Here is a 14,744-nt window from a genome sequence, read left to right as displayed (position 1 = left end):
CGACGTCGGCTCGGCATGACCGAGTACGGGCCGAAATCCCCCAGGAATCCCGCCGGTTCGGCTCCTGACGGCCCGCGTCCGGATTTCTGGGAACCGGGAGCGACGCCGCAGCGGTCTACCGGGCAAGCTTGGTGATCACAGATCACGAACAGGAGGAGCGGGGGATGGTGCGCGGAAAGCCGGGCCAGAAGCGAACGCACTGTGTGTCGGTGCGGCTCACCGAGGAGGAGCTGAGCCGTTGGCACCGGGCCCGCGAACGAACCGGCCGCCGGGAGCTGGGCGCGTGGGTGCGGGCGGTGGTCGAGCAGCGGTTGGGCCGCCGCGGAATACCCGGCGACGTGCCGACCGTGCCGCTCGTGAACGCCGCCGCCTACGGCCAACTGGTCGCGGCGGCGAACAACTTGAACCAGCTGACGCGGTACAGCCACGAGCGGCGCGAGCTGCACGCGGCCATCCAGGCCGCCGTCGAGGAGGTGGGCCGGGCGGCTCTCGCGGTGCGCGGACTCGGTCCGGACCGGGAGACCGACGAGGACCAGGCCGACGAGGCGGCCGGATGATCGCCAAGATCACAAAGGGGCGCCGGGCCGGTGGCGCTCTGCGGTACGACTTCGGACCGGGCCACAAGGAGGAGCACGTCGATCCGCGGATCGTGGCCGGGAATGTGCCGGGCACCCCGCAGCAGGTTGCCCGGATCATGGACCGGCACAGCCGCCAACGCCCGGACGTGGACCGGCCGATCTGGCGGTGCTCGCTGAGCCTGCCCGCCGAGGACGGTGTCCTGTCCGACGAGAAGTGGGCGCAGATCGCGGAGCAGTACGTCGGCCGGATGTTTGGCCCCGACGTGCCATGGGTGGCCGTCCGGCACGGTGACAACCACATCCACCTGACCGTGTCCCGCATCCAGTGGTCGGGCGAACTGGCCAGCGACAGCCACGACTTCCGCAAGTCGCGGGGGATCGTCCGCGAGCTGGAGCGCGAGCACGGACTGGTGAACGCGGAGGAGCGGTCGAACCGGGTCGCGCCGCAGGTGTCCGGGCCGGAGCGGGCCGCCGCCCAGCGGCGAGGAGCCGAGCGGCCGGAGCGCGAGCAGCTGCGCGACCTCGTCCGCGGCGCCCGGGACGCGAGTGCCGGCCAGGGCCGGTTGGCGTTCGAGCGGGCGCTCACCGAGGCGGGAGTGTCGTTCCGCGCGAACACCGCGAAGACGGGCCGGATGTCCGGCTACTCGTTCAGCATGCCCGGCTGGACGGACAGCAAGGGCGAACAAGTGTGGTCGGCCGCTTCGCGCGTCGCCCGCGATCTGCGATGGGCCGACCTGGGCCGGACCCTGGGTCAGCCGGATCCGCGCGTCACGTGGGCCGCCCCGGCCCAGAGAGCCGACGCCACCGCCACATCGGAGCCGCCGCCCGTCAACCAGGAGGCCCCGGCCGCCGCCGTGGGCGCGAGAACGCTCCCCCGGCCGCCGCAGAACGCGGGGACGCCTGGGGTGGCGGCCGCCGCCGCCCGCAGCAGGAGCACCACCAGGACGACGAGGCCGAAGCCTGGACAGCAGCCGTCCGGAAGGCCGGCCGGAACCCCGGCGGTGCCACCGCAGCAGCAGCCCGGCCAGGGCCGGGGCCGGTGAGAGAGCCCGCCCGGCGTTCGAGGGCGAGGCCGTCCAGGCCGACAGCGGGGGTCTGGGGGCGGCAGCCCCCAGGGACGCCCACACCCACCCCGGGTGCCCGAAATCCGCCACAGCGCCGCAGGCAATTGGCACTCCGCTTGACCGAGTGCTAATCGCAGTCATAGTCTCAGGTCTGGCACTCCCCACTGGAGAGTGCCAACTAGCGACGGGCAGGTCCGGCACCCGCGACGACGGATCCAGCTGGTCGCCACCTCAGACAGTTAACCCCGTGAGATCTCCGAAGGGGGAGGTCGGATCGTGACGACCACCAGCTCCAAGGTTGCCATCAAGCCGCTCGAGGACCGCATTGTGGTCCAGCCGCTCGACGCCGAGCAGACCACGGCCTCTGGCCTGGTCATCCCGGACACGGCCAAGGAGAAGCCCCAGGAGGGCGTCGTCCTGGCCGTCGGTCCGGGCCGCTTCGAGAACGGCGAGCGCCTGCCGCTCGACGTGAAGACCGGCGACATCGTGCTGTACAGCAAGTACGGCGGCACCGAAGTGAAGTACAGCGGCGAGGAGTACCTCGTCCTCTCGGCTCGCGACGTGCTCGCGATCATCGAGAAGTAGTTCACTCGAATCACCTTGCAACACCTCGAAGCAGATATTGCTTTGAACTGCGCCCCTGGTCCCCGCAATCGCTAAGAAGCCGGGCGCCCGGGGCGCAGTCTCGTTATCCCTAGTTTTCCGAGAGGGCTGAATCGCTCCCATGGCGAAGATCCTGAAGTTCGACGAGGACGCCCGTCGCGCCCTCGAGCGCGGCGTCAACAAGCTTGCCGACACGGTCAAGGTGACGATCGGCCCCAAGGGCCGCAACGTCGTCATCGACAAGAAGTTCGGCGCCCCCACCATCACCAACGACGGCGTCACCATCGCCCGCGAGGTCGAGCTCGACGACCCGTACGAGAACCTCGGTGCCCAGCTGGTGAAGGAGGTGGCGACCAAGACCAACGACATCGCGGGTGACGGTACGACCACCGCCACCGTGCTGGCCCAGGCGCTCGTCCGCGAGGGCCTGCGCAACGTCGCGGCCGGCGCGTCGCCCGCCCTCCTGAAGAAGGGCATCGACGCCGCGGTCAAGGCCGTGTCCGAGGAGCTCCTCGCGACCGCCCGTCCGATCGACGACAAGTCGGACATCGCCGCCGTGGCCGCGCTCTCCGCGCAGGACTCGCAGGTCGGCGAGCTCATCGCCGAGGCGATGGACAAGGTCGGCAAGGACGGTGTCATCACCGTCGAGGAGTCCAACACCTTCGGTCTGGAGCTGGACTTCACCGAGGGCATGGCCTTCGACAAGGGCTACCTGTCCCCGTACATGGTGTCCGACCAGGAGCGTATGGAGGCCGTCCTCGACGACCCGTACATCCTGATCCACCAGGGCAAGATCAGCTCCATCCAGGACCTGCTGCCGCTGCTGGAGAAGGTCATCCAGGCCAACGCCTCCAAGCCGCTGCTGATCATCGCCGAGGACGTCGAGGGCGAGGCCCTGTCGACCCTGGTCGTGAACAAGATCCGCGGCACGTTCAACGCGGTCGCGGTCAAGGCCCCCGGCTTCGGTGACCGCCGCAAGGCCATGCTCGGCGACATCGCCACCCTCACCGGTGGTCAGGTCATCGCCGAGGAGGTCGGCCTCAAGCTCGACCAGGTCGGCCTGGACGTGCTCGGCACCGCCCGCCGCGTGACCGTCACCAAGGACGACACCACGATCGTCGACGGTGGCGGCAGCCACGACGAGGTCGTCGGCCGCGTCAACCAGATCAAGGCCGAGATCGAGAACACGGACTCCGACTGGGACCGCGAGAAGCTCCAGGAGCGCCTCGCGAAGCTGGCCGGCGGCGTGTGCGTGATCAAGGTCGGCGCCGCCACCGAGGTGGAGCTGAAGGAGAAGAAGCACCGTCTGGAGGACGCCATCTCCGCGACCCGCGCCGCGGTCGAGGAGGGCATCGTCTCCGGTGGTGGCTCCGCGCTGGTCCACGCCGTCAAGGTCCTCGAGGGCAACCTCGGCAAGACCGGCGACGAGGCCACCGGTGTCGCGGTCGTCCGCCGCGCCGCCGTCGAGCCGCTGCGCTGGATCGCCGAGAACGCCGGCCTGGAGGGCTACGTCATCACCTCCAAGGTCGCCGAGCTCGACAAGGGCCAGGGCTTCAACGCCGCGACCGGTGAGTACGGCGACCTGGTCAAGCAGGGCGTCATCGACCCGGTCAAGGTCACCCGCTCCGCCCTGGAGAACGCCGCCTCCATCGCCTCCCTGCTCCTCACGACCGAGACCCTGGTCGTCGAGAAGCCGGCCGAGGAAGAGGCCGAGGCCGGTCACGGTCACGGCCACTCCCACTGACGTACGTCGGTAGGTAGGCAAGCAGAGCAGTACGAAGGCCCGGCACTCCAGGAGTGCCGGGCCTTCCTGCTGCCGCCCTACTGCTCCAGGGCGTCCAGTGCCCCGAGTTGGCCCATCAGGCCGAGCCGGTCGTACTGCCACCAGCCCTCGATGATCTTCCCGTCCTCCTGGCAGCGGAAGATGGTCGTGCCCGTCATCGAGACCTGCCGACCGGTCGCGGGCATCCCCATGAAGTCGCCCGTGTGGGTGCCGTTCCAGGTCCACCGGGTGCAGACGCGGTCGCCCTCGGTGATCTGGTCGTCGACGGTGAACGAGAAATCGAAGCCGCTGCGCCACATCCCGATCTCGCGCGTGATCGCGTCGAGGCCGAGAGTGTCCTGCTCGTTGGCGGGATCGTGGTCGTGATAGTGCTCCGCGATCAGGCCGTTGAGCGGTGGCAGGTCACCCTTGCCGGCGATCGTCTCGAAGAACTGCCGGATGTTGGCCGCGTAGAGCTGATCGTCGCGGACCACGTCGAGGTCCGTGAACGTCGGCATCTCGTCGCAGAGAGCCACCATCTCCTTGAAGATCGTGTCGGTCTCCGGAAGATTCGAGTTCCGCATCGCCTCTTCGTAGGACGGGAACTCCACGATCTCTATGAAGTGGGTCGCGTCGGACCGGTCCTTGCCCATGACGCTGTGCGTCGCGGTCCGCTTCCCCTTGGTCTTCTCGACCCATGTGTCCATCAGCCGGTCCATCTCGTCGAACCGGCTGGTCTTGCAGTCAATGAGCTGTACGAATGTCATGGCGCCGCCTTCCGGCCCCCTGGGTCCGGTCGAACACCCCCATCCTCCCACCGGAGGGACGGCACCACCCACCTCAACCGGATGCCGTCACTGCGGCCCGTACTTGCGTCCCGTCTTCGACGTGACCCCGCCGAGCAGCGCCCTCGGCGTGACCTTCACCAGACCCATCAGCGCCTTGTAACGCGGGTCCGGAACGGACAGCGACTTGCCGCGCGCCAGGTCCGCGAGCGCGGCCGCGACCAGCTTGTCCGCGTCCAGCCACATCCACTTGGGGATGTTGTCCGTGCCCATCCCCGCGCGCTCGTGGAACTCGGTGCGCACGAAGCCCGGGCACAGCGCCATCAGCCGTACGCCGCTGCCCGCCAGGTCCTTCGCCGCGCCCTGGGTGAACTGCACGACCCACGCCTTGGACGCCCCGTACGTGCCGCGCGGCACGAACGCGGCCACCGAGGCGACGTTCACGACCCCGCCGCGGCCGCGCTCCCGCATGACCTCGGTCGCCGCGGACGTCAGCCGCAGCACCGCCTCGCAGTGCACCTTGAGCATCTTCAACTCGTCGGCCATCGACACGTCGAGATAGCGGCCCTTGTTGCCGAAGCCCGCGTTGTTCACCAGCAGGTCGACCGCGTTCTTGCGGTCGCCCAGCCGGGCGGCGACCGCCTCGATGCCGTCGTCCGTCGCGAGGTCGGCCGTCAGCACCTCCGCCTCGATGCCGTGCCGGTCGTGCAGTTCGGTGGCCTGCTCACGCAGCCGCTTGGTGTCGCGCGCCACAAGGACGAGGTTGTGACCATCGGCCGCGAGGCGCCGTGCGAAAGCGGCGCCGATGCCCGCGGTCGATCCCGTAATCAGAGCCGTTGTCATGGGGAAAGATTAGTGACCTCGTCGGTGCCTTCCGCCCGCCCCGGAGGGCCCTTTCGCGGAGCTGGCTCAAATCCCTTTCAGGTCCGGCGAGTTGAGGGACGGCAACGGTTACGCCCCCTGCTGCGCCCCGTACTTCTCCACATATTCCTCCGCGTTCCTCCGCGACTCCGGATGCAGCGCGTCCCCCGCCGCGAGCAGCCGCGGCAGCAGCCCCCGTTCCAGCGTGACCGCGCGGAACTGGAGGGCCACCGTCACGTCGTGGTCCGGCCGGTGCACGATCTCGATCGGGTCGCCGGACCGGATCTCGCCCGGCTCGACCACCCGCAGATAGGCGCCGGGCGCGCCCTTGTGGGTGAAGCGCCGCACCCAGCCCTTCTCGCCGAGATGCTCCTGGAACGTATGGCAGGGAATGCGCCCGCAGGTGACCTCGAGAACCACCTCGGACCCGATGCGCCAGCGCTCGCCGATCCGCGCGCCGGACACGTCGAGCCCCTCCGTGGTGAGGTTCTCGCCGAACGCGCCGCTGGGCAGGGCCCGGCCGAGCTCCCGCTCCCAGTCGTCGAGGTCCTCGCGCGCGACCGCGTACACGGCCTGGTGGTCGCCGCCGTGATGGCGCTTGTCGCACACCGCGTCCCCGGCCAGCCCGCTCGCGCCGACTCCCTTGGGCCCGGGCGCGGTCACCCGCACCGGTCCGTCGACTGGCTGCTTGTCGATGCCGGTCAGACCCTCCGGCTGGTCCGTATAGGCGACGGCCTGCGCCCGGCCGAGGTTCAGCGACAGAAGCTTCATGCGAGCACGCTAGGGGATGCACCGCAAAGCCGCGACGCAATATTCGGCGCCGTATCCAAGGCTCGCTTATGCTCAAAGGGTGATCGAGGCCCGTCATCTCCGTGTTCTGCGCGCCGTCGCCGCCACCGGCTCCTTCTCGGCGGCGGGACGCGAACTGGGCTGCACCCAGCCCGCCGTCAGCCAGCAGATGAAGGCACTGGAGTCCTCCGTGGGCACCCCGCTGCTGATCCGCACGGGCCGCGAGATGCGGCTGACCCAGGCCGGCGAGGCGCTGGTCCGGCATGCCGCGGGCATCATCGCCGGACTCACGGCCGCCGAGGAGGAGGTCGCCGCTATCGCGGGCCTGCGCGCCGGCCGCGTCCGCCTCGTCTCCTTCCCCAGCGGCAGTTCCACCCTGGTGCCGACCGCGCTCGCCGCCCTGCGCGCCGAACACCCCGGCACCCGCGTCTCCCTGGAGGAGGCCGAGCCGCCGCGCTCGGTGGAGATGCTGCGCGAGGGCGACTGCGACATCGCGCTCGCCTTCCGGTACGAGGGCGCCGCGCCGGAGGGTGACACGGGCGAGTGGGACGACCTGGTCGTACGGCCGCTGCTGGTGGACCGGCTCGTCGGGCTGGTCCCCGAGGGGCACCGGCTGGCCCGCGCCGGCTCGGTCGCGATCGGCGAACTCGCCGGTGAGCCGTGGATCGCCGGGTGCCCGCGCTGCCGCGGCCAGCTCGTCGAGGTGTGCCGGACCGCGGGCTTCGTGCCCCGCATCGACTTCGCCACCGACGACTACCCGGCCGTGGTCGGCCTGGTCGGCGCCGGTCTCGGGGTCGCGGTCCTCCCGGAGCTCGCCATCGAGTCCGTACGGCCCAAGGGGGCACGCACGGTGACGGTGGAACCCGCGGTCCGGCGGGAGATCGTCGCGCTCACCCTGCCCGATCTGGCCCAGGTGCCCGCGGTGGCGGCCACCCTCGACCACCTGGCGGGGGCGGCGACGCGCCCGTCAGGGAACTGACGGTTTCCTGAGGGCTCTGGCCGTTTCACAGGACCCGAGGGCCCTGACCGTTTCAAAAGAAGGGGCACGCCTGCGCGTGCCCAGTCGGAAGAAACGTTCCTTCAGTTGTCCATCCGGTGCGGCGAGGCGCCACCACCCGACGCCGACGCCGAGACGAGCCGGTTGCGCGCCCGTCCCATGAGTTCCTCGCGCTCGTCCTCGGTCAGCCCGCCCCACACGCCGTACGGCTCGCGCACCGCCAGGGCGTGTGCCGCGCACTGGGCGCGGACCGGGCATCTCATGCAGACCTCTTTGGCCGAGTTCTCACGTGCGCTCCGTGCCGCACCGCGCTCGCCCTCGGGGTGGAAGAAGAGCGAGCTGTCGACCCCGCGGCATGCCGCGAGGAGCTGCCAGTCCCAGAGGTCCGCGTTCGGACCGGGAAGGCGGGAGAAATCTGCCATTGCGTGTCCCCTTGTTGCCGTTCTGGGCCGTTATGTGCTCACCGACCGTACAACTACGATCTAAGGAGATGAAAATATGACTCATTGAGAATCTAGCCTTAGACACCAGCAAATGGGAAGAAAAACGGCTGAATGGGGCATAGCTTGTGATGAAAGGTTGAGGGTCCGTTGTGCATGTCTCCACCGTGTCCGCGCCCTCACGTAGAGTGCCGAAGATGGATGACAGCCCCGTAACTCTTTCGAGTGACCGTCGTTGAGAGTGCGAGGCGGTTGAAAAGTACAAGCGCTCGGGCAGACGGTCATATCCGTCGGCGAGTATCGACCGCACAGGTGACGATTTCGTACCAGCCTGGAGGCTCAAGGTGACGCGCATCAGCTGCGGAGGGCGGCCATGACATCCGTCCTCGTCTGCGACGACTCCCCGCTTGCCCGAGAGGCGCTCCGCCGCGCGGTCGCGACCGTGCCCGGCGTCGAGCGTGTGACGACGGCGGCCAACGGCGAGGAAGTCCTCCGCCGCTGGGGTGCCGACCGTTCGGACCTGATTCTGATGGACGTACGCATGCCCGGACTGGGCGGCGTCGAGACGGTCCGGCGGCTGCTGTCCGCCGACCCCGGTGCGCGCATCATCATGCTCACCGTCGCCGAGGACCTGGACGGCGTGGCGCTCGCCGTCGCCGCCGGTGCCCGCGGCTATCTGCACAAGGACGCCTCGCGCGCCGAGCTGCGGGCCACCGTGACACAGGCGCTAGCCGACCCGACCTGGCGGCTCGCGCCGCGCAGACTGCGGTCGGCCGAGATGGGTGCCGCGCCGACCCTGACCGCGCGCGAGATCCAGGTCCTGGAGGGCATGAGTCACGGCCGCTCCAACGCGGAGATCGGCCGCGAGCTGTTCCTCTCCGAGGACACGGTGAAGACGCACGCCCGTCGGCTCTTCAAGAAGCTCGGCGCCTCGGACCGTGCGCACGCCGTGGCGCTCGGATTCCGGTGGGGTCTGGTCCGCTAGATGAGCCTCAGCGGGGGTATGAAAATCCCCGCCTACCGCATGGTGGGCGGGGTTGGCAAAGGGACCCGCCGAGCGCCCGCTGCTCGTTTCGCCGCCGATGCCGCATGCTTGAGGTGTGGAGTTCCTCGGGGACGAGTCGGGCGAGCGGAAGGGGAGGGCGCAGGAGATGAGTTCCGGCGCACCTGCTCATAACGCTTCGGTGCACAACTATGGACGCGGTGCCACGGAGAGAACGACGCCGAGGCACCATGGACCGATGCGCGATGACGAGACGACGGTGATCGGCGCGCTCGTCCTTCGCGCGGTGGACGGCGACGAGCAGGCCACGCACGATCTGCTCGCCCATGTCCACCCGCTGGCGCTGCGCTACTGCCGCACCCGTCTGTCCCGACTTCCGGGGGACGCGCGGCACTTCGTGGAGGACCTGGCGCAGGAGGTCTGCGTCGCCGTACTCCTCGCGCTGCCGCGCTACAAGGACACCGGGCGCCCCTTCGAAGCCTTCGTCTTCGCCATCGCCGCGCACAAGGTCGCCGACCTCCAGCGCGCCGCGATGCGCCACCCCGGCTCGACGGCAGTCCCCTCGGACGAGATGCCCGAGCGGCCCGACGACTCCCTCGGCCCCGAGGAGCGCGCCCTGCTCAGCAGTGACGCCGAATGGGCCAAGAAGCTCATGGCCAACCTCCCGGAGAACCAGCGCGAGCTGCTCCTGCTGCGCATCGCCGTCGGCCTCACGGCCGAGGAGACGGGCCAGATGTTGGGAATGTCACCGGGCGCGGTGCGTGTTGCTCAGCACAGGGCGCTGAGCCGGTTGCGGGCGCTGGCGGAGCAGTAGGGCGGTGCCCTTCCTACGGCGACGGCGCTCGGCCGACACGGCGGTGTCCGTCGGTGCCGAGCAGTCCCCGACCCGGTTCCCGGTCAGGGTGTCACCCGTCTCCGCGGTCGCCGGATGAACAGGCGGCGCACCGGTCCCGTACGAACATACGAAGCTCAGGGGCACCCTCAACCGTGGAATGAGAGAGCCCTGCTTCCCGTTAGCATGGACATCCGCACCGATCAAGGCCATTTGGGGAAGGTGTCATGACTGCCAACGTCGACGGAGTGCCCGCCAAATTCGCGACACTCGGGCTGACCTACGACGACGTGCTGCTGCTGCCGGGCGCGTCGGACATGGCGCCCGACCAGATCGACACCGCCTCGTACGTCTCCAAGCACGTGCGGGTGAACATCCCGCTGCTGTCCGCCGCCATGGACAAGGTCACCGAGTCGCGCATGGCGATCGCGATGGCCCGTCAGGGCGGCGTCGGCGTCCTGCACCGCAACCTGTCCATCGAGGACCAGGCCAACCAGGTCGACCTGGTGAAGCGCTCCGAGTCCGGCATGGTCACCGACCCGATCACGGTGCACCCGGACGCGACGCTCGCCGAGGCCGACGCGATCTGCGCCAAGTTCCGCATCTCCGGCGTGCCCGTCACGGACGGCTCCGGCAAGCTGCTCGGCATCGTCACCAACCGCGACATGGCCTTCGAGACGGACCGCTCCCAGCAGGTGCGCGACGTCATGACGCCGATGCCGCTGGTCACCGGCAAGGTCGGCATCTCCGGCGCCGAGGCCATGGAGCTGCTGCGCCGCCACAAGATCGAGAAGCTTCCGCTGGTCGACGACACGGGTGTCCTCAAGGGCCTCATCACGGTCAAGGACTTCGTGAAGGCGGAGAAGTACCCGAACGCCTCGAAGGACGGCGAGGGCCGTCTCCTCGTCGGTGCCGCGGTCGGTGTCGCCGGTGACGCCTTCGAGCGCGCCCAGGCCCTCGTCGCGGCGGGTGTCGACTTCATCGTCGTCGACACCGCGCACGGCCACTCCCGGCTGGTCGGCGACATGGTCGCCAAGATCAAGTCGAACTCCTCGGGCGTCGACGTCATCGGCGGCAACATCGCCACCCGTGACGGTGCCCAGGCACTCATCGACGCGGGCGTCGACGGCATCAAGGTCGGCGTCGGCCCCGGCTCCATCTGTACGACCCGCGTGGTCGCCGGCATCGGCGTACCGCAGGTGACGGCCATCTACGAAGCTGCGCTCGCCGCCAAGGCGGCCGGTGTGCCGGTCATCGGCGACGGTGGCCTGCAGTACTCCGGCGACATCGCGAAGGCCCTGGTCGCGGGCGCCGACACGGTGATGCTGGGCTCGCTGCTCGCCGGTTGCGAGGAGTCGCCGGGCGAGCTGCTGTTCATCAACGGCAAGCAGTTCAAGTCGTACCGCGGCATGGGCTCCCTGGGCGCCATGCAGTCCCGCGGCGAGCAGCGCTCCTTCTCCAAGGACCGCTACTTCCAGGAGGGCGTCGCCTCCGACGAGAAGCTCGTCCCCGAGGGCATCGAGGGCCAGGTGCCCTACCGCGGACCGCTCTCCGCGGTCGTCCACCAGCTGGTCGGCGGTCTGCGCCAGTCGATGTTCTACGTCGGCGGCCGCACCGTTCCGGAGCTGCAGGACAACGGCCGCTTCGTCCGGATCACCTCGGCGGGCCTCAAGGAGAGCCACCCGCACGACATCCAGATGACGGTCGAGGCGCCGAACTACAGCCGTAACAAGTAGCTGTAAAGCCTGTAAGCGATGCTGTAAACGATCTCCACGCGCGCGTGGAGTACGTCCAAGGGCGGCCCCGGAGGGTTCCGGGGCCGCCCTTGTCGTATGCGTCGGGGATACTGGGAGGCGCTGCAACGAAGAGGGAAAGGCCACACACGTGACTGAGATCGAGATCGGGCGCGGCAAGCGCGGCCGCCGGGCGTACGCCTTCGACGACATCGCCGTCGTCCCGAGCCGTCGTACGCGGGACCCGAAGGAGGTCTCGATCGCCTGGCAGATCGACGCCTACCGCTTCGAGCTGCCGTTCCTGGCCGCTCCCATGGACTCGGTCGTCTCCCCGGCCACCGCGATCCGTATCGGCGAGCTGGGCGGCCTGGGCGTCCTGAACCTCGAGGGCCTGTGGACGCGGTACGAGGACCCGCAGCCGCTGCTCGACGAGATCGCTGGGCTCGACTCGGAGACCGCGACGCGCCGCCTCCAGGAGATCTACGCGGCTCCCATCAAGGAGGAGCTGATCGGGCAGCGCATCAAGGAGGTGCGCGACTCGGGCGTCGTCACCGCCGCCGCGCTCTCCCCGCAGCGCACGGCGCAGTTCTCCAAGGCCGTCGTCGACGCGGGCGTGGACATCTTCGTCATCCGCGGTACGACGGTGTCGGCCGAGCACGTCTCGGGCGCCGCGGAGCCGCTGAACCTGAAGCAGTTCATCTACGAGCTCGACGTCCCGGTCATCGTCGGCGGCTGCGCCACGTACACCGCGGCCCTGCACCTGATGCGCACCGGCGCTGCCGGCGTCCTCGTCGGCTTCGGCGGCGGCGCCGCGCACACCACGCGCAACGTGCTGGGCATCCAGGTCCCCATGGCGACGGCGGTGGCGGATGTCGCCGCGGCCCGCCGGGACTACATGGACGAGTCCGGCGGCCGGTACGTGCACGTCATCGCGGACGGCGGCGTCGGCTGGTCCGGCGACCTCCCCAAGGCGATCGCCTGCGGCGCCGACTCGGTGATGATGGGCTCCCCGCTGGCCCGCGGCACCGACGCGCCCGGCAAGGGCCACCACTGGGGCATGGAGGCCGTCAACGAGGAGCTGCCGCGCGGCAAGAAGGTCGACCTCGGCACCGTGGGCACCATCGAGGAGATCCTCACCGGCCCCTCGCACATCCCCGACGGCTCCATGAACATCTTCGGCGCCCTGCGCCGAGCCATGGCCACCACGGGCTACAGCGAGCTGAAGGAGTTCCAGCGCGTCGAGGTGACGGTGGCTGACTCGCAGCACAAGCGCTGACCTGTCTGACGCGAAGGGCCCGCCCACCTCGTGGTGGACGGGCCCTTCGCTGTGTTCCTGCGCGGTTACTGACCGGCCTTCCGGGCGCTCGTGAACGCCACGTAGGCGGCGATCGCGAAGAAGAGGAAGGTCAGCGGGTCGGCCTCGGCCTTCCAGGCCTCCTGGATGACGTCGAAGTGATCGAAGAAGAGCTCGTTGAAGGTGAACGCGGTCTCCTTGGCGCCGATCATGGCCTCGCCGACCAGCTGGCCGAGGTAGACCGCGCCCAGCGACAGAACGGCGCTCACCACGGGCAGGATCGGGTTGCGGCCACCGACGCGGCCGGCGGCGATGCCGATCAGGAAGCCGACGCCGACGGCGGCATAGCCGATCTCGTGCTTGGTGGCGCCGATGATGACGCCATAGATGCCCGCGGCGACCACCGCGGCGCCGACGGCCGCGGCCAGGCCGAGGACCAGGTTGTTGCGCACCGGAGCGGCCGGCGCGGTCGGGGCCATCGGGAAGCCCGGCTGGGGCGCACCCTGCTGCGGGAAGCCGGGCTGGGGCGGCGCGGCCTGCTGACCGGGCTGGCCGGCGTACGGGTTGTCGACCGGCGGACCGGACGGCGGCGGCGAGGACTGACTCATGTGGTTCCCCCCAGGGACGCAGGCGTGCGCGGGGACACGCCGGGAATGCGAACGCACTTGTGTGCGAGAGCTGCCGCACATTAGCAGGCGCGTACGACATCCGGACACGCGGATTTCCGGGCCCTCGGAGGGGTCAGAGCCGGTGTGCCGCCCCGGTGGGAGTCGCTCCCCTTGTGTCCAGCAGGAGTTGGGCCTTCACGGACAGCCCTTGGAGGTCGTACGTGCGGTGTTGCTGGAGCAGGATCGTGAGGTCGGCGTCGGCCGCCGCCTCGTAGAGGGAGTCGGCGCGCGGGACGGGACGGCCGAGGACGCTCCAGGCGGGGATGTGCGGGTCGTGGTAGCTGACGGACGCGCCGAGTTCCATCAGACGGACGGCGATCTCGTGCGCGGGGGTGCCCTGTTGGTCGGCGAGGTCCGCTTTGTACGTGACACCGAGGAGGAGCACACGCGCGCCGCGGGCCGACTTGCCGTGCTCGTTCAGGAGCGTGGCGGCGCGCTGGATGACGTACTGCGGCATGTGGCTGTTGACCTGCTGGGCGAGTTCGACCATGCGCAGGGTGCGGCCCGCGTGGCCGGTCAGGTCCTGGGGGACGGCGTGGCCGCCGACCCCGGGGCCGGGCCGGAACGCCTGGAAGCCGAACGGCTTGGTCTCCGCGCAGCGGATGACGTCCCACAGGTCGACGCCCAACTCATGGCAGAGGACGGCCATTTCGTTGACCAGGGCGATGTTGACGTGCCGGAAGTTGGTCTCCAGGAGCTGCACGGTCTCCGCTTCGCGGGGGCCACGCGCGCGTACCACCTTGTCGGTGAGGCGCCCGTAGAAGGCGGCGGCCGACTCGGTGCAGGCGGAGGTCAGGCCGCCGATGACCTTCGGGGTGTTGGCGGGGCCGAAGCCGCGGTTGCCGGGGTCGACCCGGCTGGGCGAGTACGCGAGGTGGAAGTCGCGGCCCGCGCGCAGCCCGGACCCCTGTTCGAGGAGCGGCCGCAGGAACTCCTCGGTGGTGCCGGGCTGCACCGGCGACTCCAGGATGACCGTGGTGTGCGGGCGCAGCCGCGCGGCCAGCGTGCGGGCTGCCGCGGCCACTTGACCGAGGTCGAGGCCGCCGTCCGCGCCCCGTGGGGTCGGCGCGCAGATGACGGCGGTGCGGACCCGGCCGAGTTCGACGGGGTTGCTGGTCGGCCGGAAGCCCCCCGAGAGCATCCGGCGCAGTTCGGCGGGGGTGAGAGAGCCGCCTTCCGGCCCGGTCTTGTAGCCGAGCGTGGGGATGCCGGCGGCGACGGCGGCCTGGGCCAGGGGCAGGCCGAGATGTCCGAGTCCGATGACGGCGAGATCTGCGGGCATGGCGTGGCCGTCCTTCCCAGTAGCCGAAGCGGGACAGGTACGCAAGCCCTGTG

At 69.9% G+C, this 14,744-nt stretch carries 15 protein-coding genes; 9 read left to right on the top strand and 6 right to left on the bottom strand.

The window, feature by feature from the left end:
- Window positions 1-164: 164 nt before the first annotated feature.
- The 4 genes from AB5J56_RS18350 (at window position 165) to groL (ending at window position 3,989) form a co-directional block, all read left to right on the top strand.
- The gene (locus AB5J56_RS18350) at window positions 165-557 is read left to right on the top strand and encodes a hypothetical protein (protein ID WP_369233827.1); all 393 of its coding nucleotides are present in this window, start codon (window positions 165-167) and stop codon (window positions 555-557) included.
- Window positions 554-1,621, top strand: a complete 1,068-nt coding sequence (locus AB5J56_RS18345) for a relaxase/mobilization nuclease domain-containing protein (protein ID WP_369233826.1) — start codon at window positions 554-556, stop codon at window positions 1,619-1,621. Before AB5J56_RS18350 ends, AB5J56_RS18345 begins: the two co-directional genes overlap by 4 nt.
- 297 nt (window positions 1,622-1,918) lie before the next feature.
- Entirely contained in the window at window positions 1,919-2,227 is a 309-nt protein-coding gene (groES, locus tag AB5J56_RS18340) for a co-chaperone GroES (RefSeq protein ID WP_019066754.1), read from the top strand.
- A gap of 139 nt (window positions 2,228-2,366) precedes the next feature.
- On the top strand, window positions 2,367-3,989 hold the full coding sequence (gene groL / locus AB5J56_RS18335; protein ID WP_369233825.1) for a chaperonin GroEL: 1,623 nt from the start codon (window positions 2,367-2,369) through the stop codon (window positions 3,987-3,989).
- A gap of 77 nt (window positions 3,990-4,066) precedes the next feature.
- Here groL and AB5J56_RS18330 read toward each other — a convergent pair whose 3' ends face one another.
- The 3 genes from AB5J56_RS18330 to AB5J56_RS18320 all read right to left on the bottom strand — a co-directional run bounded on the left by AB5J56_RS18330 (window position 4,067) and on the right by AB5J56_RS18320 (window position 6,424).
- On the bottom strand, window positions 4,067-4,774 hold the full coding sequence (locus tag AB5J56_RS18330) for an ester cyclase (protein ID WP_369233824.1): 708 nt from the start codon (window positions 4,772-4,774) through the stop codon (window positions 4,067-4,069).
- 87 nt (window positions 4,775-4,861) lie between these two features.
- Window positions 4,862-5,635 carry an SDR family NAD(P)-dependent oxidoreductase gene (locus tag AB5J56_RS18325; RefSeq protein ID WP_369233823.1) on the bottom strand — a complete coding sequence of 258 codons (774 nt, stop codon included), beginning with the start codon at window positions 5,633-5,635 and terminating at the stop codon, window positions 4,862-4,864.
- Window positions 5,636-5,743: 108 nt separating this feature from the next.
- Window positions 5,744-6,424 (bottom strand): MOSC domain-containing protein, encoded by a 681-nt coding sequence (locus AB5J56_RS18320; RefSeq protein WP_369233822.1) that lies wholly within the window; start codon window positions 6,422-6,424, stop codon window positions 5,744-5,746.
- A 79-nt stretch (window positions 6,425-6,503) separates the two neighbouring features.
- Here AB5J56_RS18320 and AB5J56_RS18315 point away from each other — a divergent pair, with 79 nt between their 5' ends.
- Complete coding sequence (locus tag AB5J56_RS18315; RefSeq protein WP_369233821.1) at window positions 6,504-7,421, top strand: LysR family transcriptional regulator; 918 nt, start codon at window positions 6,504-6,506, stop codon at window positions 7,419-7,421.
- 101 nt (window positions 7,422-7,522) lie between these two features.
- Here the strand turns inward: AB5J56_RS18315 and AB5J56_RS18310 are convergent, their stop codons facing one another.
- Entirely contained in the window at window positions 7,523-7,861 is a 339-nt protein-coding gene (locus AB5J56_RS18310; RefSeq protein WP_369233820.1) for a WhiB family transcriptional regulator, read from the bottom strand.
- A 391-nt stretch (window positions 7,862-8,252) separates the two neighbouring features.
- On the opposite strand from AB5J56_RS18310, the gene AB5J56_RS18305 reads away from it, so the two are divergent.
- The 4 genes from AB5J56_RS18305 to AB5J56_RS18290 all read left to right on the top strand — a co-directional run bounded on the left by AB5J56_RS18305 (window position 8,253) and on the right by AB5J56_RS18290 (window position 12,723).
- Complete coding sequence (locus tag AB5J56_RS18305) at window positions 8,253-8,864, top strand: response regulator transcription factor (protein WP_003948568.1); 612 nt, start codon at window positions 8,253-8,255, stop codon at window positions 8,862-8,864.
- Between the two features lie 256 nt (window positions 8,865-9,120).
- Entirely contained in the window at window positions 9,121-9,696 is a 576-nt protein-coding gene (locus AB5J56_RS18300; RefSeq protein WP_369233819.1) for a sigma-70 family RNA polymerase sigma factor, read from the top strand.
- Window positions 9,697-9,941: 245 nt separating this feature from the next.
- Entirely contained in the window at window positions 9,942-11,450 is a 1,509-nt protein-coding gene (gene guaB, locus AB5J56_RS18295; protein WP_369233818.1) for an IMP dehydrogenase, read from the top strand.
- A gap of 148 nt (window positions 11,451-11,598) precedes the next feature.
- Window positions 11,599-12,723, top strand: a complete 1,125-nt coding sequence (locus AB5J56_RS18290) for a GuaB3 family IMP dehydrogenase-related protein (RefSeq protein ID WP_369233817.1) — start codon at window positions 11,599-11,601, stop codon at window positions 12,721-12,723.
- 65 nt (window positions 12,724-12,788) lie between these two features.
- Here the strand turns inward: AB5J56_RS18290 and AB5J56_RS18285 are convergent, their stop codons facing one another.
- A complete protein-coding gene (locus tag AB5J56_RS18285; protein ID WP_369233816.1) occupies window positions 12,789-13,349 on the bottom strand; it encodes a hypothetical protein in 561 nt (186 codons plus the stop codon).
- Between the two features lie 133 nt (window positions 13,350-13,482).
- Entirely contained in the window at window positions 13,483-14,691 is a 1,209-nt protein-coding gene (locus AB5J56_RS18280) for a nucleotide sugar dehydrogenase (RefSeq protein ID WP_369233815.1), read from the bottom strand.
- Window positions 14,692-14,744: the final 53 nt, after the last annotated feature.

This window comes from Streptomyces sp. R21, from assembly GCF_041051975.1.
Taxonomy (GTDB): Bacteria; Actinomycetota; Actinomycetes; order Streptomycetales; family Streptomycetaceae; genus Streptomyces.
Note: the sequence above shows the minus strand (reverse complement) of the source record. Positions and strands in the feature narration are given on the sequence as shown.